The organism is Streptomyces sp. NPDC037203 (genome assembly GCF_055605065.1).
Genome location: NZ_JBVJUC010000002.1, coordinates 625622 through 651549 on the forward strand (window position 1 = coordinate 625622; position 25928 = coordinate 651549).

General features: G+C 74.0%; 24 protein-coding genes and 1 pseudogene. 10 read left to right on the forward strand and 15 right to left on the reverse strand.

Annotated elements, in window-relative coordinates; translation table 11 throughout:
- Positions 1 to 14 precede the first annotated feature (14 nt).
- Entirely contained in the window at positions 15 to 2207 is a 2193-nt protein-coding gene (gene helR, locus ACZ7EC_RS07265; RefSeq protein WP_471059042.1) for an RNA polymerase recycling motor ATPase HelR, read from the reverse strand.
- A 338-nt stretch (positions 2208 to 2545) separates the two neighbouring features.
- Between helR and ACZ7EC_RS07270 the strand changes: the two genes are divergently transcribed.
- The 3 genes from ACZ7EC_RS07270 (at position 2546) to ACZ7EC_RS07280 (ending at position 4326) form a co-directional block, all read left to right on the forward strand.
- Complete coding sequence (locus ACZ7EC_RS07270) at positions 2546 to 2794, forward strand: DUF2277 domain-containing protein (RefSeq protein WP_471059044.1); 249 nt, start codon at positions 2546 to 2548, stop codon at positions 2792 to 2794.
- A gap of 284 nt (positions 2795 to 3078) precedes the next feature.
- A complete protein-coding gene (locus ACZ7EC_RS07275) occupies positions 3079 to 3537 on the forward strand; it encodes a DoxX family protein (RefSeq protein ID WP_471059046.1) in 459 nt (152 codons plus the stop codon).
- A 165-nt stretch (positions 3538 to 3702) separates the two neighbouring features.
- Positions 3703 to 4326 carry a DedA family protein gene (locus ACZ7EC_RS07280; protein ID WP_471059048.1) on the forward strand — a complete coding sequence of 208 codons (624 nt, stop codon included), beginning with the start codon at positions 3703 to 3705 and terminating at the stop codon, positions 4324 to 4326.
- A 161-nt stretch (positions 4327 to 4487) separates the two neighbouring features.
- Here the strand turns inward: ACZ7EC_RS07280 and ACZ7EC_RS07285 are convergent, their stop codons facing one another.
- The 3 genes and pseudogenes from ACZ7EC_RS07285 to ACZ7EC_RS07295 all read right to left on the reverse strand — a co-directional run.
- On the reverse strand, positions 4488 to 4658 hold the full coding sequence (locus tag ACZ7EC_RS07285; protein WP_471059795.1) for a hypothetical protein: 171 nt from the start codon (positions 4656 to 4658) through the stop codon (positions 4488 to 4490).
- Between the two features lie 229 nt (positions 4659 to 4887).
- The gene (locus ACZ7EC_RS07290; protein ID WP_471059050.1) at positions 4888 to 5442 is read right to left on the reverse strand and encodes a hypothetical protein; all 555 of its coding nucleotides are present in this window, start codon (positions 5440 to 5442) and stop codon (positions 4888 to 4890) included.
- A gap of 159 nt (positions 5443 to 5601) precedes the next feature.
- Positions 5602 to 5940: pseudogene (locus ACZ7EC_RS07295) on the reverse strand (hypothetical protein); the annotation flags it as partial.
- A gap of 377 nt (positions 5941 to 6317) precedes the next feature.
- Here ACZ7EC_RS07295 and ACZ7EC_RS07300 point away from each other — a divergent pair.
- The 3 genes from ACZ7EC_RS07300 to ACZ7EC_RS07310 all read left to right on the forward strand — a co-directional run bounded on the left by ACZ7EC_RS07300 (position 6318) and on the right by ACZ7EC_RS07310 (position 10120).
- Positions 6318 to 6899, forward strand: coding sequence for a TMEM165/GDT1 family protein (locus ACZ7EC_RS07300; protein ID WP_471059052.1), 582 nt, complete (start codon positions 6318 to 6320; stop codon positions 6897 to 6899).
- A 189-nt stretch (positions 6900 to 7088) separates the two neighbouring features.
- Positions 7089 to 7763, forward strand: coding sequence for an HAD-IA family hydrolase (locus tag ACZ7EC_RS07305; RefSeq protein WP_471059054.1), 675 nt, complete (start codon positions 7089 to 7091; stop codon positions 7761 to 7763).
- A gap of 296 nt (positions 7764 to 8059) precedes the next feature.
- Complete coding sequence (locus tag ACZ7EC_RS07310; RefSeq protein WP_471059056.1) at positions 8060 to 10120, forward strand: DHA2 family efflux MFS transporter permease subunit; 2061 nt, start codon at positions 8060 to 8062, stop codon at positions 10118 to 10120.
- Here the strand turns inward: ACZ7EC_RS07310 and ACZ7EC_RS07315 are convergent.
- The gene (locus ACZ7EC_RS07315) at positions 10113 to 10610 is read right to left on the reverse strand and encodes a GNAT family N-acetyltransferase (RefSeq protein ID WP_471059058.1); all 498 of its coding nucleotides are present in this window, start codon (positions 10608 to 10610) and stop codon (positions 10113 to 10115) included. The two genes, ACZ7EC_RS07310 and ACZ7EC_RS07315, sit on opposite strands and share 8 nt — an antisense overlap.
- A 156-nt stretch (positions 10611 to 10766) precedes the next feature.
- Between ACZ7EC_RS07315 and ACZ7EC_RS07320 the strand changes: the two genes are divergently transcribed.
- Both ACZ7EC_RS07320 and ACZ7EC_RS07325 read left to right on the forward strand, forming a co-directional pair.
- Positions 10767 to 11357: a hypothetical protein gene (locus ACZ7EC_RS07320; protein WP_471059060.1), complete on the forward strand. Its 591-nt coding sequence runs from the start codon at positions 10767 to 10769 to the stop codon at positions 11355 to 11357.
- Positions 11358 to 11397: 40 nt separating this feature from the next.
- On the forward strand, positions 11398 to 12240 hold the full coding sequence (locus tag ACZ7EC_RS07325; protein WP_471059062.1) for a hypothetical protein: 843 nt from the start codon (positions 11398 to 11400) through the stop codon (positions 12238 to 12240).
- Positions 12241 to 12282: 42 nt separating this feature from the next.
- Here ACZ7EC_RS07325 and ACZ7EC_RS07330 read toward each other — a convergent pair whose 3' ends face one another.
- Positions 12283 to 12693, reverse strand: coding sequence for a DnaJ family domain-containing protein (locus ACZ7EC_RS07330; protein WP_471059064.1), 411 nt, complete (start codon positions 12691 to 12693; stop codon positions 12283 to 12285).
- Positions 12694 to 12795: 102 nt separating this feature from the next.
- Between ACZ7EC_RS07330 and ACZ7EC_RS07335 the strand changes: the two genes are divergently transcribed.
- The gene (locus ACZ7EC_RS07335) at positions 12796 to 13188 is read left to right on the forward strand and encodes a hypothetical protein (protein ID WP_471059066.1); all 393 of its coding nucleotides are present in this window, start codon (positions 12796 to 12798) and stop codon (positions 13186 to 13188) included.
- A gap of 35 nt (positions 13189 to 13223) precedes the next feature.
- On the opposite strand, the gene ACZ7EC_RS07340 is transcribed toward ACZ7EC_RS07335, so the two are convergent.
- On the reverse strand, positions 13224 to 13895 hold the full coding sequence (locus ACZ7EC_RS07340; protein ID WP_471059068.1) for an O-methyltransferase: 672 nt from the start codon (positions 13893 to 13895) through the stop codon (positions 13224 to 13226).
- 262 nt (positions 13896 to 14157) lie between these two features.
- Positions 14158 to 15507: a glycine betaine/L-proline transporter ProP gene (gene proP, locus ACZ7EC_RS07345; protein ID WP_471059760.1), complete on the reverse strand. Its 1350-nt coding sequence runs from the start codon at positions 15505 to 15507 to the stop codon at positions 14158 to 14160.
- A 450-nt stretch (positions 15508 to 15957) separates the two neighbouring features.
- On the opposite strand from proP, the gene ACZ7EC_RS07350 reads away from it, so the two are divergent.
- Entirely contained in the window at positions 15958 to 17985 is a 2028-nt protein-coding gene (locus ACZ7EC_RS07350; RefSeq protein WP_471059069.1) for a bifunctional glycosyltransferase 87/phosphatase PAP2 family protein, read from the forward strand.
- A gap of 22 nt (positions 17986 to 18007) precedes the next feature.
- Here the strand turns inward: ACZ7EC_RS07350 and ACZ7EC_RS07355 are convergent, their stop codons facing one another.
- The 7 genes from ACZ7EC_RS07355 to ACZ7EC_RS07385 form a co-directional block, all read right to left on the reverse strand.
- Positions 18008 to 18649 carry a YoaK family protein gene (locus ACZ7EC_RS07355; protein ID WP_471059762.1) on the reverse strand — a complete coding sequence of 214 codons (642 nt, stop codon included), beginning with the start codon at positions 18647 to 18649 and terminating at the stop codon, positions 18008 to 18010.
- Between the two features lie 233 nt (positions 18650 to 18882).
- A complete protein-coding gene (locus tag ACZ7EC_RS07360; RefSeq protein WP_471059071.1) occupies positions 18883 to 19299 on the reverse strand; it encodes an aggregation-promoting factor C-terminal-like domain-containing protein in 417 nt (138 codons plus the stop codon).
- Between the two features lie 293 nt (positions 19300 to 19592).
- On the reverse strand, positions 19593 to 20465 hold the full coding sequence (locus tag ACZ7EC_RS07365; protein ID WP_471059073.1) for an ECF transporter S component: 873 nt from the start codon (positions 20463 to 20465) through the stop codon (positions 19593 to 19595).
- Positions 20462 to 22213 carry an ABC transporter ATP-binding protein gene (locus ACZ7EC_RS07370; protein ID WP_471059075.1) on the reverse strand — a complete coding sequence of 584 codons (1752 nt, stop codon included), beginning with the start codon at positions 22211 to 22213 and terminating at the stop codon, positions 20462 to 20464. Before ACZ7EC_RS07370 ends, ACZ7EC_RS07365 begins: the two co-directional genes overlap by 4 nt.
- The gene (locus ACZ7EC_RS07375) at positions 22210 to 23601 is read right to left on the reverse strand and encodes a CbiQ family ECF transporter T component (protein WP_471059077.1); all 1392 of its coding nucleotides are present in this window, start codon (positions 23599 to 23601) and stop codon (positions 22210 to 22212) included. Before ACZ7EC_RS07375 ends, ACZ7EC_RS07370 begins: the two co-directional genes overlap by 4 nt.
- Positions 23574 to 24227, reverse strand: coding sequence for an SCO2322 family protein (locus tag ACZ7EC_RS07380; RefSeq protein ID WP_471059079.1), 654 nt, complete (start codon positions 24225 to 24227; stop codon positions 23574 to 23576). Before ACZ7EC_RS07380 ends, ACZ7EC_RS07375 begins: the two co-directional genes overlap by 28 nt.
- Positions 24224 to 25435 (reverse strand): prenyltransferase/squalene oxidase repeat-containing protein, encoded by a 1212-nt coding sequence (locus ACZ7EC_RS07385; RefSeq protein ID WP_471059081.1) that lies wholly within the window; start codon positions 25433 to 25435, stop codon positions 24224 to 24226. The genes ACZ7EC_RS07380 and ACZ7EC_RS07385 overlap by 4 nt, the downstream gene beginning before the upstream one ends.
- Positions 25436 to 25928 lie beyond the last annotated feature (493 nt).

Here is a 25928-nt window from a genome sequence, read left to right on the forward strand (position 1 = left end):
GTCGATCGGCAGGTTCATCCGAACGGGTGTTCATGATCGGGGGAGCCGGCCCCGGAGTCCGGGGTGGTGAGGATGATCAGCTGCTGGGTGGCCCTGGTCATCGCCACATAGCGGTCGACCGCCCCCGCGACACCTTCCCCGAAGCGCTCCGGGTCGACCAGCACCACCAGGTCGAACTCCAGGCCCTTCGACAGACCGGGCGTCAGGGAGCGGACGCGCGGGCCGGCCGGCCGGAAGGCCGGGGCGCCGATGACGCAGGCGGTGCCCTCGGGGTGGGCGGCGAGCCAGTCGTCGAGGACCGCGGTCAGCTCGGCCGCCGCCCCGCGGCGCACCGGCAGTCCGTTGCCGCGGATCGAGACCGGCACATTGGCGTCCGGCAGCGCGGCCCGGACGACCGGCTCCGCCTCCGCCATGATCTCCTTCGGCGTACGGTAGTTGACGGTCAGCGCGGCCAACTCGACCCGCCCGAAGCCGACTCGGGCAAGCCGCTCCTGCCAGGACTCGGTGAACCCCTGCCGGGCCTGGGCGCGGTCGCCGACGACGGTGAAGCTGCGCGAGGGGCACCGCGAGAGCAGCATCTGCCATTCCGCGTCGGTGAGTTCCTGCGCCTCGTCCACCACGATGTGCGCGAACGGCCCGGCGAGCTCGTCCGGTTCGGCGGTCGGCAGCACCGTCTCGTCGATCAGGGCGTCCCGCAGGTCCTGTCCGTGCAGCATCGTCACCGCGCCCTCGCCGTCGTGGTCGGCCGCGAGCATGTTGTCGATGACCCCGGCCATGCGCGCGTGTTCGGCGGCCACCGCCGCCTTGCGCCGGCGCTCGCGCACCGCCGCCTTCGGGTCACCGAGCCGCTGCCGCGCCGCGTCCAGGAACGGCAGATCGGACACCGTCCACGCCTGCGCGTCCGCGCGCCGCAGCAGTCGTACCTCCTCGGGGGTGAGCCACGGGGCGCACAGCCGCAGATACGCCGGTACCGACCAGAGGTCCCCGACCAGGTCGGCCGCCTCCAGCAGGGGCCAGGAGCGGTCGAAGGCGGTGCGCAGCTCCCGGTCGCCCGCCAGCGACCTGCGCAGCAGCTCGGCGGGGGCGCCGCCGTCGTGCCGGTCGGCCAGGACCGTCAGGAGTTCGTCCCAGACCTGTGCGCGGGCCTCGTTGTGCGGGGTGCCGGGCTCGGCCGAGTCGAACGCCGACTCCCAGTCCGCGGCGGTCAGTTCGAGGTCGCCCCAGGGGGTGGTGACCGTCAGCGGCTCGGTGGGCGGCTCCTCGTAGAACCGTACGGCCCGCTCGATCGCCCCCACCAGCCGCGCGGACGACTTCAGCCGGGCCACCTCCGGGTCGGGCTCGGTGCGCGCGGTCGCGCCCTCGGCGACGAGGTCCCGCAGCACGCAGGTCCGCACCCCCTCCTCGCCGAGGCTCGGCAGCACGTCGGAGACGTACGCCAGGTACGGCCGGTGCGGGCCGACGAACAGCACTCCGCCGCGCCGGTGGCCGAGGCGCGGGTCGGAGTAGAGGAGGTAGGCGGAGCGGTGCAGGGCGACGACCGTCTTGCCGGTGCCGGGGCCGCCGTCCACGACGAGGGCGCCGCGCGAGCCCGCCCGGATGATGGCGTCCTGGTCGGCCTGGATGGTGCCGAGCACATCGCGCATCCGCGGTGAACGGGTGCCGCCCAGGCTCGCGATGAACGCCGACTGGTCGTCCAGCGCGGCATGGCCCTCCAGCACGTCCGGGGCGAACACCTCGTCCCAGTAGTCACGGATACGGCCGTCCGCCCAGCGGTACCTGCGACGGCTCACCAGGCCCATCGGATTGCCGTGGGTGGCGCCGAAGAAGGGTTCCGCGGCCGGGGAACGCCAGTCCAGCAGCAGCCGGCGGCCGGTGTGGTCGGTCAGCCCGAGCCGGCCGACGTAGACCGGCTCGCCGGGGTTCTCGGCGCTCACCATCCGACCGAGGCACAGGTCGAGGCCGAAGCGGCGCAGGGCGCGCAGGCGGGCGGTGAGCCGGTGCACCTCGGCGTCCCGGTCCAGCGCCTGCCGGCCCAGGCCGCCGGGGGCCCGGCGCTCCTCGTCCAGCTGGCCGGAGACGTCGGCGATCGTCCGCTCCAGGCACCGCGCGATCGCCGCGAAGTGGTCGTCGTCGGTGGCGATCAGCTCGGGAGCCGCCTTGGCGGAGAGGCGGTCGGGGAGGTCGAAGGCGCTGGTGGCGGTGGGCACGGGGAGGCTCCGGTTCGAGGGGGGAGAGGGAGGGGCGGAGGGGCGGACGGGGGTGAGGGAGGGCGTTGTCTCGCAGGTGGCGGTGGGCGCGGTGGTGGCCGGTGGTCTTCTGCCTTCGGTGACGGTCGGCTCCCCGTTTCGGTGGCTTTGGGGTCGGACGCGTGATTCTGCGGCATCAGGGGGGCCTTGCCGCAAGGCCCCCCATGCGCTATACGTTGAGAGTGGCAAGGAGTCCGGTGACGTCCTTGCCTTTCCTTTTGCCTCCTGGGCATTCCCGGCCTCCCGCACTCCTCTCGCCACCCCTCCCGTCGCCCCCGCTCCGGCGCGAGACTGAAGGCATGTGCCGGAGTATCAAGACGCTGCGTCCGCCCGTGCTGCCCACCGAGGCCACGGAGGACGACATCCATGCCGCCGCGCTTCAGTACGTGCGCAAGGTCTCGGGCTTTCGCGCCCCCGCCGCCCACAACCGTGAGGTCTTCGACGCCGCCGTGGCCGCCGTGGCCCGTGCCACGGCCGAACTGCTCGGGGGCCTGGAGGTGCGCGGGCACGGGCCACGCGCCGTCGCGGAAGCGGAGGAACGCCCGTGACTGGGCGGCTCCCGCGTCCCCCGGAGCGCCCTTCCCGCGAGCGATCCGGTCGGCCAAGCCCAGTTTCGGTCATATTTTCGGGCGCCCGCGCGGAGACGCATGCGACCCTACATGCTGTCGGGTCGGGGTCAGGGCTTCCACCAGACGTGGAACGGTGGCCAGAACTTGAACTTGCAAGCAATGGTTAGGGGCGCCTAACCTATACCCCTCATTCGGTACCGCCGCCCCCACCGGCCCGCCCGTCCCCCGGCGTGCCGCCCCGACACCGAGAGGGTCGACTCCCCATGCCTTCCGCTCGTTTCCATTCCGCGCAGCCCTATGTCCTCGGGCTGTTCCGCATCGTCGTCGGCCTGCTTTTCACCGCGCACGGCGCCGCCTCGCTGTTCGGCGTCTTCGGCGGTGCCATGGGCACCCACGGCGGCACCATCGCCGCCGGCACCTGGCCCGGCTGGTACGCGGCCGTGATCCAGCTGGTCGCCGGCGCCCTGGTGCTCATCGGCCTCGGCACCCGCGGCGCCGCGCTGATCGCCTCCGGCTCGATGGCCTTCGCGTACTTCGACATCCACCAGCAGAACGCCCTGCTGCCCATCCAGAACGGCGGTGAGCCCGCGGTCATGTTCTGCTGGGCCTTCCTCCTGCTGGTCTTCACCGGCTCCGGTGCCTTCGGCCTCGACCGGATCTTCGCCCGGCGCGCGGCGGCGCAGGGCGAGCCCGTCCCGGAGCGGGCCCCGATAGCCGCCTGACGGATCACCCCACGCCCCCGGCGTCCTCACGGCGCCCCCTTCCCGGCCGGTCCGGGGAGGGGGCGCCGTCCTGTTCGACCGGTTCCGCGGCCCCCCGCGCCCCTCCTGTCACACCCCCCGGCGTACGCTGTACGGCTGTCATCGGGGGAAGTAACAGGAGAAGACGTGTTCGAGAGTGTGGGGTCGCTGGCGGCCGGACCGTGGATCTATGCCGTGGTGTCCCTGTCCGTGCTGCTCGACGTGTTCCTGCCGGTGCTGCCGAGCGGTGTGCTCGTCATCACGGCGGGCACGGCGGCGGCCGCGGGCTCGGGCGCGGCGACGGCGGCGACCGGCCGGGTCCCGCACGGGTTGCCGGGCCTGCTGGCCCTGGTCCTCCTGGCCGCGGCGGCCTCGCTCCTCGGCGACCTGGTGGCCTACCGGCTGGCCTGGCGCGGCGGAGCGCGCCTCGACCGCGCGATAGCCCGCTCCCGGCGGCTGACCACCGCACAGGAGCGCCTCGGCGGTGCCCTCGCCCGCGGCGGCGGCGCGCTCGTCGTCCTCGCCCGCTTCGCGCCCGCCGGTCGCTCGGTCGTCTCCTTCTGCGCCGGCGCCGCCCACCGCAGGGCCCGCGACTTCCTCCCCTGGTCCGCCCTCGCCGGTCTGTCCTGGGCCGCCTACAGCGTCGCGCTCGGCTATTTCGGCGCCCGCTGGCTCGGCGCCACCTGGCTGGCGACCGGTGTCTCCCTGGCCGCGCTGTTCGGGGCGGGCGCGGCGGCGGGCTACCTGATGCGCAGGCACCCGGTGTCCTGAGGCCGGGCACAGGCGCCGGTCTTCCGGGGCCGGGCACGCGCGCCGGTGTGCTGAGGCCGGGTGCGGCGGCCGGTGCTCCGGGCCGGGCGCGATGCCGTGGCGGCCGTACGCGAAGGCCCGGCCGGAGTCGACCGGCCGGGCCCCCTTGCGCGGTGGCCGGGTCAGCAGCCCGCGAGGTCGTTCTGGAGCGCGGTCTTCTCCGCCGGGTCGACGGACAGGTTGTAGTAGTACTTCACCTGCACCCAGGCGCGGACGTACGTGCAGTCGTACGCGGTGCGCGACGGAATCCAGGTGGCCGGGTCCCGGCCGCCTGGCGCTGGGCCGTGGTCCACTTGCTCGCGCCTACCTGCCTCTACCGGAGCCCGGAGCTACGCAGCCGGATCGAACGGCACCGTGCCAAGGATGCGTCGGCTTCCGCGGCACCCGCAGACCCGCCGGGAGAATCGTCGGCCTCAGCCGCAATCTGTCTCCACGGAGGAGGCTCGCCCAATACGAGTGACTGACGGGCTGGAACTGGCCGGCGTCGCCCGATGCGCGATTCACCGGCCAGGTTCATTGCGGTCAGCCGATACCGGTGACATTCAGCGCGGTGGTCCAGTTCGTCTTGATGGCTGAGCGCGCGGCGGACAGGGTGATCCGGCCATCGCACACGGCGTTCTTCAGCTTCGTCTCCACGCCGTCCTTGGTGTACGCGGTGGGAGAGCCGTAATGGGGCTCCGGCCACAGGTTGCTGGGATCGCGCGGCGCACCGCCAAGTTCCAGGGGGACGAGATGGTCTTCCTCGTAATCGGCGGTGTTGGTGTCCGAGTAGCCGTAGTCGGCGATGCCTTGCACCTTGAGCGGATTGGTGTAGGAGGTCGGCGGACGAACGGTGCTGGTCCACCCGGAGACACAGATGGTCGAGTTGATGGTCGACTGAGTGACATCGGGGTTGTACGCGCCAGGCGTGCAGGAGGAGTCCGGCAGCGGCAGGCGGGACTGCGAGCATGTGCTGGCCTGCGCCGTGCCGACGCCGACGCCGAGGACGAGACCGCTGACCGCCAGGACGAGGGCGGAGCCGGCGGCAGTTGATATACGAGCAGGAGAAAGCATGGGGAACTCCTTGTGAATAGTCATGCTCATGACATACGGGGGGATCGGGGTCGGTTCGTCGCGATCGGTTCGCAGGGGAGTGTGTGGTTCGTCGACGGAGCCTGCTCACGTGAGGTGTGGCCGACATGCCGCCGACGGTCCGACCGGGGGGTCAGGTCGAATTCGCTATGGCGGGTACGGATGCGAGGTGGTCGCGCCGTCGTACGGCGAGTACCAGCTGCCGCTGGTGGCCGTGCAGACGGAGTTGGTGACGACGTTCGTGCCGTCCCGCTTGAGGATCCACTCGCGGGTGTTGCGGGTGCCCTCGATGGTGATCCAGGTCGGGAACTTGTCGCGGCTGTAGCCGGTGCGGTCCTCGGCGGCGACGGTGAGCCGGGAGAGGTGGCTGCGGGCGGTGGACGCGGCGACGGGCGTCGGCAGGGCCGCGGAGGCGGTGGGGGAGTTGCACAGCGCGGCGGTGGCGACCATGCCGGTGAGGCCGGCGAGTATGCTCAGGCGTCGACGCGCGTAGAACGTGGGCATGGCTGAACTCCCTTGTGGGGGTGGGGCGTTGGTCGCCGGTCAGGGAATGCTCGCGGTGGGGTGTGGCCGGTGGGTGAGCGCCCCGTAAGAAGCTAGTGACATGCGCATGTCAGGGCAAGGTTCAAGGGTGGACTTTGCCGTCCCGTATCATGGGGGGCGCAGAAGGGGAGTAGCTCCTCGCCGGACCGTCGACATACTGCTCAGCGAGCCTGAGCCGGCGCCCGGAGGCGGACCCTTGGTTCCGCCCAGCGAGACCTTCGGCAAGCAGTGCACGTCCGCGCGACCAGGCGCGGGCGCCCAGTGTGCTGCCGTGCCGAGGTGTCGTCGCAAGGACGGAGCGCACTCTCGGCGGGGTGGCCCCGACCGATTGAGGACCCTTGATCAGCATCACCGTGACGGCGCTCGTCTTCGGCGTCATCTTCCTCGCCGAACTGCCGGACAAGACCGCGCTCGCCGGTCTCGTCCTCGGCACCCGGTACCGCGCCAGTTATGTCTTCGCGGGTGTCGCCGCTGCCTTCCTGGTGCACGTCGTGCTCGCGGTGGCCGCGGGCAGCGTGCTCACCCTGCTGCCCCAGCGGCTCGTGCACGCCATCACCGGTCTCCTCTTCCTCGGCGGCGCCGCCATGCTGCTGTTCGGCAAGGGCGAGGAGGAAGAGGAGATCAAGAAGCCCGCCGACCAGTCCTTCTGGCGGGTCGCGGGGACGGGCTTCATGCTCATCCTGGTCGCCGAGTTCGGCGATCTCACCCAGATCATGACCGCCAACCTCGCCGCCCGCTACGACGACCCGATCTCCGTCGGCCTCGGCGCGGTGCTCGGTCTGTGGGCCGTCGCCGGGCTCGGCATCGTGGGCGGAAAGGCCCTGATGAAGAAGGTTCCGCTGCGGCTGATCACGCGGATCGCGGCGCTGCTGATGCTGGGCCTCGGCATCTGGAGCCTGTACGAGGCGGTCGCGGGCTGAGCCCGGCGCCCGCGAGCCGAGGCGAACGGCGGGTGAATCATCGCGGGGGGTGGTGGCGGGAACGCCGCCGTGTTTTGTACCGTAGAAAAACAAAGTGGCTCCCGCCCGTTTTCCCTGACCGGCGGGCGGGGCCGCCTTGTCCCTCCCCGCCGCTTCGTGCGGGGCCTCTCGTTCCTGGAGCCACTGCCGATGACGGCCACCCCCGCCCCCGCCCCCACCGTCCTCGATGCCGGCGCCCTGCTGCTCGACATGGACGGCACCCTCGTCAACTCGGATGCCGTGGTCGAACGCGTCTGGCGGCGCTGGGCGGAGCGGCACGGGCTGGACGGCGCCGCGGTGATGAAGGTCGTCCACGGCCGCCAGGGCCACGCCACGATGGCCGCGCTGCTGCCCCAGCGGCCCGTGGAGCAGAACCTCGCCGAGAACGCCAGGATGCTCGCCGAGGAGACCGCCGACATGGACGGCGTGGTCGAGATCGCCGGTGCCTCCGTCTTCCTCGCCGCGCTGCGCGATCTGCCGCACGCCCTGGTGACCTCGGCGGACGTCGGCCTGTCCACCGCGCGGATGAACGCCGCCGGGCTGCCGCTGCCCGCGGTCCGCGTCACCGCCGAGTCGGTCGGCGCGAGCAAGCCCGACCCCGAGGGCTTCCTCAAGGGCGCGGCCGAGCTGGGCGTCGCCCCGGCCGAGTGCGTCGTCTTCGAGGACTCCGGGGCGGGCATCGCGGCGGGCCGGGCCGCGGGGATGACGGTGGTGGGGGTCGGCCCCCGCGCGGCCGCCCACGGTCCCGACGTCGTCGTGCCCGACCTGACGCGGGTGCGGGTGGCGGCCCTGCCGGGCGGCGGGATCCGGCTGCACATCGGCTGACGGCCGGGTGGCCGCGCCCGCCGGTCCCACGGCCCGGAGGTCTCCGAGGCTCGCCCGCGTCCGCGGCCCGTACCCGCCCAGGGGGCCGCCCTGGACGCCGCGGGCCGGCCGATACGTGCTGACGGCGTGCCGCACGGGGCGTGTGGAGACGCCGCCCAGATCACCGTCGGACCCCCCGAAGCCGCACAGGGTATGCCCATCGCCTCCGCATCCGCAGGACTCGACAGGCCGTGAACGGCGTCTCCGCCCAGGATGGAAGAGGCGCATCCCAGCCCCGAGCCCCGAGGGAGGTCGCCATGGCCCTGGACACGCACGGTGCGGCGAAGGACGTGAGCGGGGAGGAACACGTGGCGCGCGGCGTGTTCGTCTCGATCGGGGCGCTGCTCCTCGGGCTGCTGCTCGCCGCGCTCGACCAGACCATCGTGTCGACCGCGCTGCCGACCATCGTCAGCGACCTCGGCGGCCTCGAACACCTCTCCTGGGTGGTCACCGCCTATCTGCTGGCCTCGACCGCCGCGACCCCGCTGTGGGGCAAGCTCGGCGACCAGTACGGGCGCAAGAAGCTGTTCCAGACCGCCATCGTGATCTTCCTGGTCGGCTCGGCGCTGTGCGGCATGGCGCGGAACATGCCCCAGCTGATCGGCTTCCGGGCGCTCCAGGGCCTGGGCGGCGGCGGGCTGATGGTGCTGTCGATGGCGATCGTCGGCGACATCGTGCCGCCTCGCGACCGGGGCCGCTACCAGGGCCTGTTCGGCGCCGTGTTCGGCGCGACCAGCGTGCTCGGACCGCTGCTGGGCGGCCTGTTCACCGAGCATCTGAGCTGGCGCTGGGTGTTCTACGTCAACCTGCCCATCGGCGTCGTGGCGCTCGCCGTGATCGCCGCCGCCCTGCACATCCCGGTCCGCAGCGCCCGCCACGTCATCGACTACCTCGGCACCCTCCTGATCGCCTGCGTCGCCACCTGCCTGGTCCTGGTGGCCTCCCTCGGCGGCACCACCTGGGCCTGGGGCTCCCCGCAGATCGTCGCCCTCGCGGTGGCCGGGGTGCTGCTCGCGGTCGCGTTCGTGGCCGTGGAGCGGCGGGCCGCCGAACCGGTGCTCCCGCTCGGGCTGTTCGGCATCCGCACCTTCACCCTCGCCGCCGTCATCAGCTTCATCGTCGGCTTCGCCATGTTCGGCGCGATGACCTACCTGCCGACCTTCCTCCAGGTCGTGCACGGCGTCTCCCCGACCGTGTCCGGGGTGTACATGCTGCCGATGGTCTTCGGGCTGCTGCTGTCCTCCACCGTCTCCGGGCAGATCGTCAGCCGTACCGGCCGCTGGAAGGTCTTCCCGGTCACCGGCACCGCCGTCACCGCCATCGGCCTGCTCCTGCTGCACCGCCTGGACGAGACCAGCTCCACCGCCGAGATGAGCGCCTGCTTCTTCGTCTTCGGCCTCGGCCTGGGCCTGGTCATGCAGGTCCTGGTGCTGATCGTGCAGAACGCCGTCTCGTACGAGGACCTGGGCGTCGCCACCTCCGGGGCCACCTTCTTCCGCTCCATCGGGGCCTCCTTCGGCGTCGCGATCTTCGGCACGGTCTTCGCGAGCCGCCTCGCCGACAAGCTCGCCGCCGCCTTCGCGGGCGTCCGTCTCCCGCCCGGCATCAGCGCCGACACCCTCAAGGCCGACCCGCGCGGCATCGCGGGCCTGCCGCCCGCCCTGCGCCCCGCCGCCCTGCACGCCTACGCCTCGTCCATCACCGACGTCTTCCTCTACGCCGCCCCCGTCGCCCTCCTCGGCTTCCTGCTGGCCTGGCTGCTGAAGGAGGACCCGCTGCGCGGCTCGGTCACCGCGCCGGACGTCTCCGAGACCCTCCCGCCCAACCCGGTCCAGCGCTCCTCCTACGACGAGGTGTGCCGCGCCCTGTCGGTGCTCGGCACCCGCGAGGGGCGCCGCGAGATCTACCGGGGCATCACCGAGCGGGCCGGATACGACCTGCTGCCCGCCGCCAGCTGGCTGCTGCTGCGCATTCGCCGCAACGGCTCCGTGGAACCGGGCGTGCTGGCCGAGCGCAGCCCCGTCCCGCTGGAGGCCGTCCTCGACGCGGCCCGCCAGGTGGAGGAGCGGCGGCTGGCCGAACGCCGGGGCCTGGAGCTGTACTTGACCGCCGCCGGACGGGAGGCCGCCGAACGGCTCGCCGTGGCCCGCGAGGAGTCGCTCGCCGAACTGCTCGGCGACTGGTGGCAGCCGGGCCGCTCGACCGACCTGGTGAAACTGGTGAAGGAACTGTCCTCGGAACTGTGCGGCGCCGAACGCGAACGCCCGCACACCGCCACCGCCCATCCGCACAACCCGCCTGCGCCGGGGATCAGTTGACGAGTTTCTTGCGGAACCAGTGCTCGGCGTACGGGCTGGAGTTGTGCGGTTCGGTCTCGGTGTAGCCGAGGCGGGCGTACAGGGCGCGGGCCTCGACGAGGTCGCCGCGGGTGTCGAGGACGATCCGGCGGGCGCCGAGCGCGCGGGCCGCGTCCTCGGCGGCGGCCACCAGGAGTGCCGCCCCGCCCTTGCCGCGCAGGCCCTGCGCCACGAACACGCGGGTCAGTTCGGCGGTTTGGGGATCGAGGAGCCGTACGCCCGCGCTGCCGGCCGGTGTCCCGTCGTACCACCCCACCAGCAACCGCCCGGCCGGCGGCGCGAGTTCGGCGCCGGTGGCGGCCGCGATCTCCCGCTCCAGCTCCACCGGGTCGGTGCGGTGGCCCTCGTAGTGCAGGTACCAGCGGTCGCTGACCTCCGTGTAGTACGCCCGCCACAGCGCGGCGGCGACCGGGGAGCCGGGCGCCTCGGCGGTGATCGTCCATGTCGTCATGCGGGTCATTGTGCGGCGCCGGAGCACACCGGTCCGAGCGGTTTTCCGGGCCCGGCCCCCGGTGAGCGTCGTGTGCCGTTTGTGGGCGGGCTTCCGGGAGACCCGGTAAGGGGACCGGTCGGCCGGGCCGGTCCGCGATCCGAGCGGAAGGCAACCATGTCCACTGGCTTGATCATCTTGTTGGTCGTGATCGTGGCGCTCGTGGTCGTCGCCGCGCTGGTCACGATGCTGATCGGCCGTCGCAGCGGCGCCGGACCCGGTCTGAAGCGGCGGTTCGGCCCCGAGTACGACCGGACCGTGGCCGCCCACGACGGGGACACGCGCGCCGCGGAACGCGAGCTGAACGAGCGCCTCGAACGCCACGGCGACCTGCGCGAGCGGCCCCTCGCCCCGGAGGAGCGGGAGCGGTACGCGGCCCGCTGGACGAGCGTCCAGGAACACTTCGTGGAGTCCCCGCGGCAGGCGGTGGCCGAGGCCGACCAGCTGCTCGGGGAGGTCGCGCATGTCCGCGGCTACCCCGACGGCGGACGGTACGAGGAGCAGCTGGCCGCGCTGTCCGTGCACCACGCGGAGCACATCGACGGCTACCGCCGGGTCCACCGGATGGCACGGGCCGGGGCCGGTGCCGCGCCGGGCGCCGGGACCGAGGAGATGCGCGCCGCCCTGGTCGGGGCGCACGAGCTGTTCGACGACCTGACCGGTGCCGGCAGCGGCGCGTCGGCGTCCGGCCGCCACCGCGCGGCCTGACCGAAGCAGCCCATCCGCGAGCGAAGAAGGGACGAACACCATGCCGGACAGGAGAAACGGCCCCGGTGACGAGCGGTACCCCACCAGCCGCTACGCCCGCCCGCCGGACGAGGAGTGGGTGCCGGAGGCCGAGCAGCGGGAGGAGCACGGCACGGAGGGGCTGCGGCCCGGTACCGAGGGGATGGGCGCGCCGGGCCGCGATCCGGGCACACTCGGCCGCGAGCCGGGGACGCCGAGCGGGCGTGGGCCGGGAGCGCCGAGCGGGCGCGAGACGGGGATGCCGACCGGGCGGGAACCCGGTAGGGCCGGACCCGATTCAGGTATGGCCGGGCGTGATCCGGACGCGGCCGGGCGTGACCGGTCCATGACCGCGCGCGGAGAGGGCGACCTCGGGACGTCCGCGCCCGCCCCGGACATGGCGCGGATGCCGGAGAACGGGCTGGGCGTGCCCTCGCCCGGAGACGTCAGCACACGCGAGGCGGGCGCCACCGAGGGCAGTGCGCCGGACGCCTGGCCGACGGCGACGTCGGCGGGGACCGGCACGGGAGCCGGCATGGGCGCCGGGCCCGCGGGCGGGGACGCGGGGTCGCCAGCCGCCGCCCCGCTGCTGCCGCGCGAGGAGACCGAGCGCTGGGAGGAGCGGATGCGGCAGGTCGCGGCCGGGTTCGTGGACCGGCCCAGGGCGGCCGTGGAGGAGGCCGACCGGGCGCTGGAGGAGATTGCCGCGCGGTTCGGCGAGGCCGTGACCCGGCGCCGCCGCAGCCTGCGCATGTCCTGGGAGGACGGCGAGGACCGGGGCGCGGCGAACGAGACCGGCACCGAACAACTGCGGCTGGCGCTGCGCGACTACCGCGACCTGGCGGAACGCCTGCTGCACGGCTAGGGCCCGTTGCTCGACCCGAGGGCCGCGGCCCCGGCCCTCGGGTCAGGGGCGGGGCTGTCTGAGCCGCCGCCACTCGCCGAGGACGTCCTCCACGTCGTACGGCTTCTTCCCCAGCGGGGGGCCCGGCGGCGGCTTGAACATCATGTCTCGGATCTTGGCGTTGACGTCCTCGATGATCTTCCGGGCCATCCGTTCCGAGGGCGCCGCGTACGCCGCCGTCAGCGCGTCCTCGGCCTCCTTGCGCAGGGCCAGCGCGGGTGGCAGCACGGCGAGGCCCTCGCGCGCCATCTTCCGCTTGACCCACCACAGTTCGTCGTAGCCGGACTCGACCTCCGGGGGCAGCGGCTCGCCCACTCCCGGCAGCCGCTCGAACTCTCCGCGCGCCTGGGCCTCCTGGATCTGCTTGTCGACCCAGGACTCGAACGGGACGCCGGGTGGCTTTCGCTCGGTCATGACCCCAGTGTGCCGGACGGGGCCCGGCCGGGCGTCTTATCATGCGGCGGCGGCGCGCAGGGCAACCGCCCGTCGCGCAACGAGGTTTCAGGGGGAACGCAGGTGCTCGAACTCACCATGGTCGCCGTCTCCGCGGCCGACGCGGGGGCCACGGCCGGCATGACGATGGCCCAGGCGCCGAGCGCGCCCGGCGCGGTGCTGCGGGTCGGCCGGGACGCCGCCGGGTGCCGGCTGGTCACCCCCGAGGACTGGCTGTTCGTCTCCCGCGCGCACCTGGAGTTCCGCTGCGGAGCCGACGGCACCTGGGAACTGACCTGGCTGCGCGGCTCCCAGCCCGACCCGGCGTCCGAGGTGCGGCTGACGGCCGGGGGGAGCGCCCGGCTCCTGACCCCCGGCGCCACCGTGCCGCTGCCGCGCGGGGGCTCCGGCGAGATCACCGTCCAGGACCGCGGCGGGCCGCGCAGCGTGAGCGTCGGCTTCTGCCACGAGCTCTGAGGCCCCGCGGTCGGCAGGGGCCTCAGCCCAGTACATCAGCCCAGTACGAGGGCGAGCGCGAAGCCGTCGTACCCCTTGCTGCCGACCGTCTGGATGGCCGTGCCGCTGAGCCTCGGGTGGGAGGAGATCAGCTCGATGGCCGTACGGGTGCCGACGATCTCCGGGTCGGTGGTGTCCGGGTCGGCGACGCGGCCCTCGCGCACCACGTTGTCCAGGACGATCAGGCTGCCCGTACGGGTCAGGCGCAGCGCCCACTCCACGTAGTGGGGGTTGTTGGCCTTGTCCGCGTCGATGAAGACCAGGTCGAAGGGGGCCGGGTTCTCGTCGGCCAGTTTCGGCAGCGACTCCAGGGCCGGGCCCACCCGCACCTCGGCGATCCGGTCGAGGCCGGCGCGCGCGATGTTGCGGGTGGCCACCTCGGCGTGCCGGGCGCTGTACTCCAGGGTGACCAGCCTGCCGTCCTCGGGCAGGGCGCGGGCCAGCCAGATGGTGCTGTAGCCGCCGAGCGTGCCGATCTCCAGGATGGTGCGCGCGCCCTGCAGCCGGGCGAGCAGCTGGAGCAGCTTGCCCTGGGCGGCGGTGACCCCGATGGGCGGCAGCCCGGCGGCGTCGTTCTCCCGCAGGGCCGCCCGCAGCGCCTCGTCGTCGGGCGAGAGGTTGCTGATGAAGTAGTCGTCGACGTCGTCCCAGAGCTGCTGCCCGCTCATGTGCCTGCTGCCTTTCCCGAGTGCCTGGCGAGGCCGCCGGCCCGCTGCCGTCTTCCGATCATCTCAGTTGGCGCGCGGAGACGGGGAGAGGATCGGCCGGGAGTCCGGGGGAGGGATCAGACCAGGGGCGGCGGAGCGGGGACGGCACGGGCCGCCGTGCGCGTCCCCGTAAGGCCGTGACGGCGGCGGGGCCGCCGTCCAGCTCGTCGTCGTGGACCACCTGCCCGACCGGAGTGTCGGCGGCGGCCCGGCCGTACCGCGCTTACCGGTTCTCCACCGCCGGTGCGGAACCCGGCAGCGGGCGGCCCGCCGACTCCGACATCCGCCACACCGCGAACCCGCCGATGACCGCCGCGCCCATCATGTAGTACGCGGGCATCATCATGTTCCCCGTCGCCCCGATCAGCGCCGTCACCACCAGCGGCGTCGTCCCGCCGAACAGCGACACGGAGACGTTGAACCCGATGGACAGCGACCCGTACCGCACCCGCGTCGGGAAGAGCGCGGGCAGCGCCGCCGGCATGGCCGCCGTGAAGCAGACCAGCAGCAGACCCAGCGCGCCCATGCCCAGCGCCACCGCGAGCAGACTGCCCTGGCGGATCAGCAGCAGCGCGGGGACGGACAGGAACAGGAAGCCCGCACACCCCGCCGCGATCACCGGCCGGCGCCCGACCCGGTCGGTCAGCGCCCCGGCGAACGGCTGGACGATCATCATCAGCGCCATCACACCGAGCACGACGAGCAGCCCGTGCGTCTCGTTGTACTTCAGCTCGCTGGTGAGGTAGCTCGGCATGTACGACAGCAGCATGTAGTCGGTGACGTTGAAGACCAGCACCAGCCCCATGCACAGCAGCAGCGCCTTCCACTGGCCCGCCACCATCTCCCGCAGCGGCACCTTCGGCCGGGACGCCTCCGCCTTCTCGACCTCCGCCGCGAACGCCGGGGTCTCCTCCAGGCGCATCCGCAGGTACAGGCCGATGAGGCCCATCGGACCGGCGATCAGGAACGGGACGCGCCAGCCCCAGGAGAGCAGGTCGGCCGAGGGGAGCAGCGCCGTCATCAGCGTCACCAGACCCGCGCCGCCGATGTAGCCCGCGAGCGTGCCGAACTCCAGCCAGCTGCCGAAGAAGCCGCGCTTCTTGTCGGGGGCGTACTCGGCGATGAAGGTCGAGGCACCGGCGTACTCGCCGCCGGTGGAGAAGCCCTGCACCAGCCGCGCGGCGAGCAGCAGCAGCGGCGCGCCCACGCCGATCGAGGCGTACGACGGGATCAGACCGATCGCGAAGGTGCCCGCCGCCATCATGATCATGGTGACCGCGAGGACCTTCTGCCGGCCCACCCGGTCGCCCAGCGGGCCGAAGACCATGCCGCCGAGCGGGCGCACCAGGAACGCCGCCGCGAAGGCGCCGAACGTCGACAGCAGCTGGGCCGTCGGGTTGCCGGACGGGAAGAAGACCTTGCCGAGGGTGACCGCGATGTAGCTGTAGACGCCGAAGTCGAACCATTCCATCGCGTTGCCGAGCGCGGCCGCCTTGACGGCGCGCCGGACGAGCGCGGGATCGGTGACGGTGACGTCGCGGGCGGCCGACGGCGCGGCCCCGCGGGCCTTCATGTGGGGGGTGACGGCTGTGACGGTCGCCAAAACGGGGCTCGCCTGCCTTTCGACGGGGACAGAGACGCGGCCCCGGCGGCACCGGCGGGAACACCGGACGTGCGAAGGGCCGAATACCGACCATAGGCACTGATTGCGGCCTTACGCGCCGTACGCGGATGCGTGCATAGGGCAGCTAAAGGGCGTGTCAACAGGCAACTCCGCCCGCTCACGAGCCGCCTGCCGGCGCCCTGGCTGTGACCCTTCTCGCGCCCCCGCGGCGCAACCGAGGCCCCCCGCGCTGACGTCATCCGGACAAACATCCGGACAAAAGGGGAGCGGGTACCAGGTGAACCGGGGGTTGCCTGCTTCCCCTTCCAGGGGGTCTGCGAGCCTCGTAGGGTTGCGTGGGGATGACCCGGCGTGAACGACGCACGGCGGGACGAAAACGGGGCGGGAGGCCGACGAGGCGTGGCGAATGTGGAACACGGGGCGGGACCGGGGGACGGCTTCGGTCCGGCGGATGCCGGGGGGCGGCTGCGCGCGGCGCGGTTCGCGCTGTGGGCAGTGGCCGCCATCCTCGCCGTCCGGCAGCTGACCGCCGTCCTCACCACTCCGAGCGGCAAGCGCCTGACCGACCTGGAGACATGGGTCGGCCCGAACGGCGTCCTGCACGTCAAGGGCTCCCTCTACGACTCCACGCAGTTCACCGGCACCCCCCTCGCCGGGCTCGTGCTCAAGCCGCTCACCCGCGCCGCGGAGGCCGCCCTCGGCTGGAGCTGGACCTTCGCCAGCCTGCTGCTGGTGGTCGCGCTCGGCGTGGTCGCCGCCCGTGCGCTGCCCCAGCCGGTGAGCCGGCGCACCTCCCTGCTGGCCACGCCGGTCGCGATCAGCCTGCTCATGCTCTCGCTGCCGGTGCGCAACGCGCTCTGGCTCGGCCAGACCAGCATCATCCCGGTCCTGCTGGTGCTGCTCGGCTGCTTCACCGTACGGGGACAGCGGGCGAGCGGGCTGTGCCTCGGCCTCGCCGCGGCCCTCCAGCCCACCGTGCTGCTGTTCGTACCGCTGCTGTGGTGCACCGGCCGCCGCCGGGCCGCCCTCACCGGCGCCGGCACCTTCGCCGGGCTGACCGCGCTCGCCTGGGCCGCGCTGCCGCACGACTCGGCCACCTACTGGCTGCGCCACCCGGCCGGCGTGGGCCTCGGCGGCAAGGCCGACGCCCTCGGCAACCAGTCCCTGCACGGCGCCCTGCTCCGCCTCGGCCTCAGCGGTCCGCTGGAGATCACCCTCTTCCTGCTGCTCGGCGCGGCCGTCTCCGTGCTCGCCCTGCGCCGCGCGGCCCGCTACGCGCACGACGGGCAGCTGCTGCTCGCCGTGGCGATCACCGGCTGCGCCGCGGTGGCCGTCTCGCCCACCACCTGGCAGCACCAGCTGCTGTGGCTGCTGCTCGCGGTGGTCGGCCGGGTCGGCCGCCGGGCCTCGGACCGCACCGTGTGGCCGGTCGCGGTGGTGCTGGTGACGACCCTGCCGGCGAAGATGATGCTGCCGAACACCCCCGCGCTGTACGCCCTGCGCGACGAACTGGTGCTGGTCGCGGCGCTGGCCGCCGCCGTCGCCGTACCGTTCCTGTCCCGGACCTCGCCGTACTACCGGCAGCCCGTCCCGACCGAGTACGCCCCCGCGGTCCCCGCCCGCTTCCGGCACATCCCGCTGCTGCCCTTTCTGCGCCGGGTCCTCACCCGCCCCAACCTCCTGCTGGAGCTGCTGCTGATCCGGGTCGTGTACGCCGCGTACGCGCAGGTCCGGCTGGCCGCGGGCGCGAGCGGGGACGACCGGGGCCGGGCCATCGCCGAGCACCACGGGCGGATCGTGGTGCACATCGAGCGGTTCCTGCACATAGACATCGAGCACTGGCTCAACCACACGGTCGCGGGGATCGGCTGGCTGCGGGACTTCTTCGACTTCTACTACGAGTCCTTCCACTTCGTGCTGCCGCTCACGGTCCTCGCGGTGCTGTACTGGCGCCGTCCCGTCGACTACCGCTGGGCCCGCACCTCCCTCGGCTTCGCCACCTTCCTCGCCCTGATCGGCTTCTGGCTGTTCCCGCTGGCTCCGCCGCGCCTGATGCCGGGCCTCGGCTTCATCGACACCGTGCACGGCGCGCAGGACCTCGCCCACCCGGACTACGGCGCGATGACGGCCCTCACCAACCAGTACGCGGCGATGCCGTCCCTGCACTTCGGCTGGGCCCTGTGGTGCGGTGTGGTCATCGCCGTGCTCGCCCCCAGGTGGTGGATGAAGGCCCTCGGCCTGCTCCACCCCTTCTTCACCGTCTGCGCCATCCTCGCCACCGCCAACCACTGGGTGCTCGACGCGGTGGGCGGCGCCGTGGTGGTCACCGCGGGCTTCGCCCTGTCGTACGTGGTCCAGGGGCCGCGGGCGGCGAGGGGTACGGCCCGCACCACGGCCGGGCTGATGGAGCCGGTGCCGGTGAGATAGCGGGCGCCCCGGCCGGGCGCCGTCACTCCTTGCCGGAGGCGCACACCGCGAGCGCCGCCGAGCCGGCGGCCGCGATCAGCAGCGGGACGCCCAGGCCGTGGTGGAGCACCAGCCACGCGCCGAGGAACGCGCCGCCGAGCATCGCGATCACCGAGGCGGTACGGCGCGGGGAGCGGTGCCCGGTGCCGTCGCCGAGGCGGGAGTCGGCGGCCAGGCCGGTCAGGGTCATGGTCAGCACCGTGGTCGTCAGATCGGGGACCCCGAGCTTGCGGACCGTCGCGTTGCGCACGCCCATCGCGAAGGCGGTCAGGGCGATGAGGGCGTAGACCGTGCCGGTGCGGCCCGGCCAGGCGATGGCGACCGCCGCCGACAGCCCCACCAGGACCGCCTCGGCCGCGAGCGTCAGCCGTGCCCAGCAGCGCCGGGACCCGCCCCCGTACCGGGCCGCCACCCGGCCGCCCGCCACCGCGCCGATCAGGAAGCAGCACAGCGAGGTCGCCGTGCGCGGCACCGAGAACCCGGCCGCCCCGGCCGCCGCGAAGCCCAGCACCACCACGTTGCCGGTCATGTTCGCGGTGAAGACCCGGCCCAGGCCCAGATAGCTGACGGCGTCGATCAGACCGCTCACCACGGTCAGCGCGATCAGCACGAGCACCAGCCGCAGCCCGCGCGCCTCCGGGTCCGGCGCGGGAGCCGCCGCGGCGTCGGGGGCGGGCGGCGTCGGGGGTGTCGGCGGGGTCGGCGGGGTCGTCACGGTTCCTCCGGTTCGCCGGACGGGCGGGGGCGGGAACCACTTCACCACGGGCCGGCCGGCAATGCCCCGGACATGCGGGAAGCACCCTCGCCGGGCGGGCGGCGGGGGTGCTTCTCGATGTCGCGGCTGCGGCGCGGGCCGGCTCAGTACCAGTGGTTGGCCTGCCAGAAGGCCCAGGCCTTGGCGGGGCTGCCGTAGCGGGAGTTCATGTAGTCCAGGCCCCACTTGATCTGGGTGGCCGGGTTGGTCTTCCAGTCGGCACCCGCGGACGCCATCTTCGCGCCCGGCAGCGCCTGGACCAGGCCGTAGGCGCCCGAGGAGGCGTTGGTGGCGGTCGGGTTCCAGCCGCTCTCGCGCTGGACGATCTGGCTGAACGCGTTGAACTGCGCGGCGTCCGGGATCATCTTGTGCGCGATCGCCTGCGCCGAGGAGGCCGAGGCCGGGGCGGCGGCCTGGGCGGGCGCCGCGGACAGCGCCATGCCGGCGGTGGCGGCGGCCACGGCGGCGACGGTGAGGGCCTTCTTCGGGGAAGCGATGCGACGGATGACGGAGACGGACACGGAGCACCTCTTGCGTCGGGGACGGGGAGAGCCGGCGTGAGCCCCTGGGGGCTCGTGGTGCCTGGCGACGTCGAACAGATAAGCAGCCCGGAAATCCGTCCGCAATCACCCCTTTTACTAGTTGTGGCCGGATGGGGCGGGAATGAGCATTCTGTGGCGCAGCTCTCAAACCGCAGGTCGGAGAGGGTGTCCAGTGGAACGTATCGGACAAAAGCCGCTACGATCCCGCTTCGTAGGTGAGCTGCGTCATGTGGGCTGCTTCACCGGCCCGCTCACCGCGCGGGTACGGCCCCTCACGCACCGGGCTCGTCGAAGGTGACCGGCGTCTCGAACGCGGCCCGCCGGGTGGCCCGGCGCAGCGCGCGCAGCACCGCCGGGCCGAGCGCGCAGGTCAGCACCACCGTGCACAGGGCCCGGCCCAGGTCCCAGCCCAGGGAGGTGGCCAGGCAGTAGGCGGCGAAGCGGGCCAGGTTGGCGGCGACCGAGGCGCCCGGATGGAAGGAGATGCCCGAGGCGGTGGCGCCCATGAAGGGCCAGCCGGCCAGGTTCATCACCGTGCCGTAGGCGAGGGAGGCGAGGAAGCCGTACCCGGCCAGGAGCAGCAGCTCGGCCCGGCCGCGCAGCCGCACCGGGCCCGGCAGCAGGCCCGCGCCCATCGCGAACCAGCCCATCGACAGCATCTGGAACGGCAGCCAGGGGCCGACACCGCCGGTCAGCAGCGCGGAGGCGAACATCGTCACCGAGCCCAGCGCGAAGCCGAAGCCGGGGCCGAGGACCCGGCCGCTGAGCACCAGCAGGAAGAACATCGGCTCGATCCCGGCGGTGCCCGCGCCGATCGGGCGCAGCGCGGCACCGGTGGCGGCGAGCACACCCAGCATCGCCACCGCCTTCGGGCCGAGGTCCGACTCCGAAATGGTGGCCGCGACCACCGCGACGAGCAGGATCAGCAGGCCCGCGAACAGCCAGGGGGCGTCCTGGGCGTGGGCGTTGAGCTGGGAGGCGGGCGGCGCGAGGAAGGGCCAGCCGAAGGCGACCACGCCGACGGCGGTGGCGAGGGCGAGCGCGGCGACGGAGCGGGGGCCGAGGCGGACGGCGCGGATGCGGCCGGCGGCGGGCGCGGTGGCGGGTGCGGGAGTGGTGGCGGGCGCGGGCGGGGGCTGGGTCATCCCAGGGCCTCCTGGACCTGGGAGACGGTCAGCCACCGCTGGGGGGCGAGGATCTTGGTCACCTGCGGGGCGAAGGAGGGGGAGGACACGACGATCTCCGCCGTCGGGCCGTCCGCGATCACCTCGCCCTCGGCCAGCAGCACCACCCGGTGGGCGATCTCCGCGGCCAGCTCCACGTCGTGCGTGGCCAGGACGATCGCGTGCCCCTCGGCGGCGAGTTCGCGCAGCGCGGTGACCAGGCGGGCCTTCGCGGCGTAGTCCAGACCGCGGGTCGGCTCGTCCAGCAGGAGCAGGGGCGGGCGGGCGGTCAGGACGACGGCCAGCGCGAGGGCGAGGCACTGGCCCTCGGAGAGGTCGCGGGGGTGGGTGCCGCCGGCGATGCCGGGCAGGAGCCGGTCCAGGAGGGCGCGGCAGGTGCCGGGGGAGGCGTCGGCGTCCTGGTCGGCGGCGGTGCACTCCGCTGCCACGGTGTCGGCGTACAGGAGGTCCCGCGGTTCCTGGGGGACCAGGCCGACCTGGCGGATCAGGGCGCGGGGCGGGGTGCGGTGGGGGGTGTGGCCGCCGACGGTCACCGTGCCGCTGGTGGGTTCGAGGAGGCCGACGAAGCTGCTGAGCAGGGTGGACTTGCCGGCGCCGTTGCGGCCCATGAGGGCGATGGTCTCGCCGGGGGAGACGGTGAGATCGACGTGGTGGAGGGCGGTGCGGGCGGAGCGGCGGACGGTGAGGTCGCGGGCGGTGGCGATGGGGGCTTGTCCGGGCGCGGTGGTGGTCCTGGTACGGCGCCGGAACAGGCGCCCGGTGGTGCCGGTGGCCGGGAGCGGGGCCGCCTGCCCGCGCTCGCGGGAGGCCGCTGCGCCCGCCCTCCCCGTCGCTCCTGCGGCACGATCGCCCGCGGTCGGAGCGGCTGCGGCGGCCGGTCCGCCCGGCGCCGCGGTGGCAAGGCGCTCCCGCAGGTCACCGGCCTTGCGGCGGGCGTCGCGCACGGTCAGGGGGAGGGGGGTCCAGCCGGCCAGGCGGCCCAGGGCCACGACCGGGGGGTGGACCGGGGAGACCGACATGACGTCCTGGGGAGTGCCGGTGACGGGGGGTGTGCCGGGGGCGGGGAGCAGGACGACGCGGTCGGCGTAGGGGATGACGCGTTCCAGGCGGTGCTCGGCCAGGAGGACGGTCGTGCCGAGGTCGTGCACGAGGCGCTGGAGGACCGCGAGGACCTCCTCCGCGGCGGCGGGGTCCAGCGCGGACGTCGGTTCGTCGAGGACGAGCACCCGAGGGTGCGGGGTGAGCACGGAGCCGATGGCCACGCGCTGGCGCTGACCGCCGGAGAGGGTCGCGATGGGCCGGTCCCGCAGCCCCGCGAGGCCCAGCAGATCGAGGGTCTCCTCGACGCGGCGGCGCATCACCTCGGGCGCGAGGCCCAACGACTCCATGCCGTAGGCGAGTTCGTCCTCGACGGTGTCGGTGACGAAGTGGGCGAGCGGATCCTGGCCCACCGTGCCGACGACATCGGCGAGTTCGCGGGGCTTGTGGGTGCGGGTGTCCCGGCCGGCCACGGTCACCCGGCCGCTCAGGGTGCCGCCGGTGAAGTGCGGGACGAGACCGCTGACCGCGCCGAGCACGGTGGACTTGCCGACCCCGGACGGGCCGACGAGCAGCACCAGTTCACCCTCCGGCACCTCGAAGTCGACGTCCCGGACGGTGGGTTCGGCGGCGCCGTCGTACGTGACGCCGACCTTCTCGAAGCGGATCACGAGTGCTCCCTCGGGACGACGAAGGCGGGCAGCAGGGCGAGGAGGACCGACGCGGCCGGCCACAGGGGCAGGGCGGGGGCGGCCAGCGGGACCACGCCGGGGTGCAGGGCCTCGGGGGAACGGGCCGAGGCGAGGGCCAGCAGCGCGGCCACGGCGACGCCGGAACCGGTGACCAGCCAGGCGTGGGCGCCCCAGGGGTCGGGACGGTACCGGGTGCGCAGCGAGCGGCGGCCGCCCAGGCGCAGTCCGGCGAGGGCGGCGACGACCCCGGCGAGCAGCAGCGGGGCGCCGTACCCGCCGCCCTCGGCGGTGAGCAGCCCGTACGTGCCCGCGCAGACGCCGAGCAGACCGCCGAGGGTGAGGGCGGCGGTCGTACGGCGCACCCGTGCGGGGACGTCGGCGCTGCGGCCGTACCCGCGGGCCTCCATGGCGGCGGCGAGGGCGACGGAGCGTTCCAGCGCGCCCTCCAGGACCGGGAGTCCGACCTGGAGCAGGCCCCGCACGCCCCGGTCCGGGCGACCGCGCAGCCGGCGGGCGGCGCGCAACCGCTGGACGTCGGCGATGAGGTGCGGTGCGAACGTGAGGGCGACGACGACGGCGACGCCGGTCTCGTACAGGGCGCCGGGCAGGGACTTCAGCAGGCGGGAGGGGCTCGCGAGGGCGTTCGCGGCGCCGACGCAGATCAGCAGGGTGGCCAGCTTCAGCCCGTCGTACGCCGCGAAGACCAGCGCCTCCGCGGTGACCTCGCCGCCGAGCCGGATGCCCTGCGCCCAGTGCGGGAGGGGGATCTCCGGGAGGGTGAGCAGGACATGGGTGCCGGGGATCGGGGAGCCGAGGGCCACCGCGAAGACCAGGCGGATGAGCAGCACCGCGAACGCGAGCTTGGCGAACGCCGAGTAGGAGCGGGCCCAGGGGGCGGTGGAGCGGTGCGTCGCCACGACGTACCCGGACGCGGCGATGAGCAGGGCGAGGAGCAGGGGATTGGTGGTACGGGTCGCCGCCGTCCCCAGCGATATCGCCCACAGCCACCAGGCACCGGGATGCACGGTCGCGCGACGCCGGTGCTGTCCGGGGGCGGCCTCGCTCACCGGCGCTTGCCGGGTGCCGCGCCCGCCCTCCGCCACTGCCGGCTCCGCCGGCGCGGGGGGACCCCCGTCGCCCCGAGCGGCACGACCGCCCGCGGCCGCGGCACTTCGCAGCCGACGGGACCGCGACTCGCCAGGGGCGCGGGGAACCGCGCGACCGGTCGCGGTCGGCCCGCGGCCGGGTACGGCGGACGGGGCAGGACGGTCCCCGCCCCGGCCGCCCTCCCGCCCGCGGAAGACCACGCGTTCCGCCCCCGCCGGCCGCTCCGGCGGAGTCATACGCGTCGCCGGCGGAACTGCCACACCGCCGCCCCCGCCAGGAGGACGACGACACCGGCGCCGATCGGCAGCCCCAGTGACGGTCCGTCGGAGGAAGAGGTCCGGTTCTCCGTGCGGCCCGGCTTCGTCATCCCGCGGTCGGCCGACACCTGCTCGCCGCACCCCTTCCGCGGATACCCGGCGATCGCGCACAGCAGGGCATTCGTGTCGTACCGCAGCGGCTTCGCCACCGCGGCCAGGGCCTCCGCCGCGGAGGCCGAGGGCGCGACCCGTGCGCACGCGGTGCGGCGGGCCGGCGGGGTCTCGCCGGTGGGTGCGTCCGCCGGGACGCCGAAGTCGACGACCAGCGCCACCCGCTTCGTGCCCGGCTTCGCCGCCGTCCCCGCGCAGATCGTCCCGAAGTCCGCCGTACCGCGCGGCTTGCTCGCGTCGCCGGAGTCCGCGCTCACGGAGAAGCGGAACCCCTCCACGGCGCCGTCCTCGGGCCGGGCGAGCGAGGGGCCCTGGGTGGCGTACGTCCAGTGGCCGCCGGAGCGCTCCCAGAACGACCAGTAGCGGTACCCCGTGGCCGCCGCCTGCCCCGCACCCGTGCCGAGCAGCAGGGCGAGCGCGGCCAGCAGTACCGGCACGGCACGGCGGACGGCGGTCACGGCTGCCGCTTCTTGCGGGTGCTGAGCAGGAACCCGATGCCGATGCCCGCGACGAGGCAGATGCCGACGCTCCACCAGACCCCGGCGTGCGAGGTGCCGTCGGACGCCTTGGCCGGGTTCGCGGCCGCGTCCTTCATCGCCGGGGCCGGACCGAGGGAGTTGAGGGCGGTCACGAGGCTGGTGCCGCCGAAGTCGCCGGGCTGGGCGCCGACCGCGTGCGCGGCCAGGATCAGCTGGGCGTACGCCGCCGGGCCGGTCTGGGCGGCCCAGGGGCCGGCGTGCTTCTCCAGGTAGGCGTACGCCTGCTTCGCCGCAGCGGTGCGCCCGTCCGCGGCGAGGGCGACGACGGTGTCGGCGGTGTTGCCGTAGTCGGGCTGGTCGGTGGCGCCGGGCAGCACGGACATGAGGTGGCCGGTCTTGGCGACCGCCGCCGCGAGGTACGCGCCGCCGTTGTCGGCGATCCGGGCCGGGGTGGGGTGGCCGGCCTTGGCGCAGCCGTCCGCGGCGGGGGCCTTGCCGGCCTCGGCCACGAAGCCCTTGCCGAGCGCGGCGGTCACCCCGGCCGCGGTGGCGTCGGCGTTGGCGGCCAGCTTGCCCTTCTTGTCCGGCTGGTAGGCCAGCGCGCCGCCGCCGTCCTGGTCGCAGGGGATGGACCAGGAGGCCAGCGCGTCGTACGGGGACTTGCCGGACTTCCGCACGCCCGCCGGGTCGGCGCCGGTCGCGGTCAGCGCGCCGACGACGACGGAGGTGGAGTTGGCGTCGCTGGGGCTGCCGGGGTTGTAGCCCCAGCCGCCGTCCTTGTTCTGCACCGACTTCAGCCAGTCGACGGCCTTGGTGACGGCGGCGTCGTGGCCGCCGGTCGCGTGCAGCGCCTGCACCGCGGCGGCCGTGCTGTTGGTGTCCACCACGGTCTTGGCGTCGCACGCCCTGGCGGGGGCGGCGCGGAACGCGGCGAAGGAGCCGTTCGCGCACTGCTGGCCGGTGAGCCAGTCGACGGCGGCGAGGGCCGGCCGGTAGCCGATGGTGCGCTGGGCGACGAGGGTGAGCGACTGGCGCCACACACCGTCGTAGGTGGGGTCCGATGTGCCGTAGAGACCGGCCGGGACCGATGCCTTGGGGGAAGGGGACGGGCCGGCGGCCACGGCGGGTGCGGCGGCTGCCAGCACGCCTATGGCGGCGAGAGCCGCGGCGGTGCGGCGGACGTTCATGGTCGGCGGGTGCCTCTCCCTGCGGGGAGCCGGGCAGCGCACGGGAGGGCCCCGAGCGGCTCGGCTCCGTGTACCTCGACGGTGCCGTGCGCGGCGAGCGGCCGACGCACACGAGCCGGTCACGTCCGCTGCGGGGCATTCCGGCTCACCGGTTCCTTGGGAACGGCTCACGGCTCGGGGTCTCCCCGCTTCGGGCGAAGCCGGGAAGTGGGGAAGGGTCAGCGCCGGACTTGCACCGGCTTCCCCCCGTACGGGTGTGATGACGACCCCGCCACTTTACCGGCAGCCCCGCCGGCGCCGGGGAGGGCCCGTGAGCACACCGTGACGGTGATGAGGGTCACGGCATGACAACACCGGGAGGGCTCGCTGCTCGCCGGGCTGCGGCGGCTGCACGCCCTGCTGGTACGAGGGCCCCACCGGGGTTGGCTGAAAGCGCCGGTGGCACGCGGGGCGCGCAGTGGCGGTTTCGGCCAGGGGGCGGGGCGGGCGGTGT

Excerpts from the sequence above, each read along its gene's own strand:
- ACZ7EC_RS07270 (WP_471059044.1), top strand. The coding sequence starts at position 2,546 with ATGTGCCGGAGTATCAAGACGCTGCGTCCGCCCGTGCTGCCCACCGAG.
- ACZ7EC_RS07275 (WP_471059046.1), top strand. The coding sequence starts at position 3,079 with ATGCCTTCCGCTCGTTTCCATTCCGCGCAGCCCTATGTCCTCGGGCTG.
- ACZ7EC_RS07290 (WP_471059050.1), bottom strand. The coding sequence starts at position 5,442 with ATGACTATTCACAAGGAGTTCCCCATGCTTTCTCCTGCTCGTATATCA.
- ACZ7EC_RS07305 (WP_471059054.1), top strand. The coding sequence starts at position 7,089 with ATGACGGCCACCCCCGCCCCCGCCCCCACCGTCCTCGATGCCGGCGCC.
- ACZ7EC_RS07310 (WP_471059056.1), top strand. The coding sequence starts at position 8,060 with ATGGCCCTGGACACGCACGGTGCGGCGAAGGACGTGAGCGGGGAGGAA.
- ACZ7EC_RS07315 (WP_471059058.1), bottom strand. The coding sequence starts at position 10,610 with ATGACGACATGGACGATCACCGCCGAGGCGCCCGGCTCCCCGGTCGCC.
- ACZ7EC_RS07320 (WP_471059060.1), top strand. The coding sequence starts at position 10,767 with ATGTCCACTGGCTTGATCATCTTGTTGGTCGTGATCGTGGCGCTCGTG.
- ACZ7EC_RS07325 (WP_471059062.1), top strand. The coding sequence starts at position 11,398 with ATGCCGGACAGGAGAAACGGCCCCGGTGACGAGCGGTACCCCACCAGC.
- ACZ7EC_RS07330 (WP_471059064.1), bottom strand. The coding sequence starts at position 12,693 with ATGACCGAGCGAAAGCCACCCGGCGTCCCGTTCGAGTCCTGGGTCGAC.
- ACZ7EC_RS07340 (WP_471059068.1), bottom strand. The coding sequence starts at position 13,895 with ATGAGCGGGCAGCAGCTCTGGGACGACGTCGACGACTACTTCATCAGC.
- proP (WP_471059760.1), bottom strand. The coding sequence starts at position 15,507 with ATGAAGGCCCGCGGGGCCGCGCCGTCGGCCGCCCGCGACGTCACCGTC.
- ACZ7EC_RS07365 (WP_471059073.1), bottom strand. The coding sequence starts at position 20,465 with ATGACCCAGCCCCCGCCCGCGCCCGCCACCACTCCCGCACCCGCCACC.
- ACZ7EC_RS07385 (WP_471059081.1), bottom strand. The coding sequence starts at position 25,435 with ATGAACGTCCGCCGCACCGCCGCGGCTCTCGCCGCCATAGGCGTGCTG.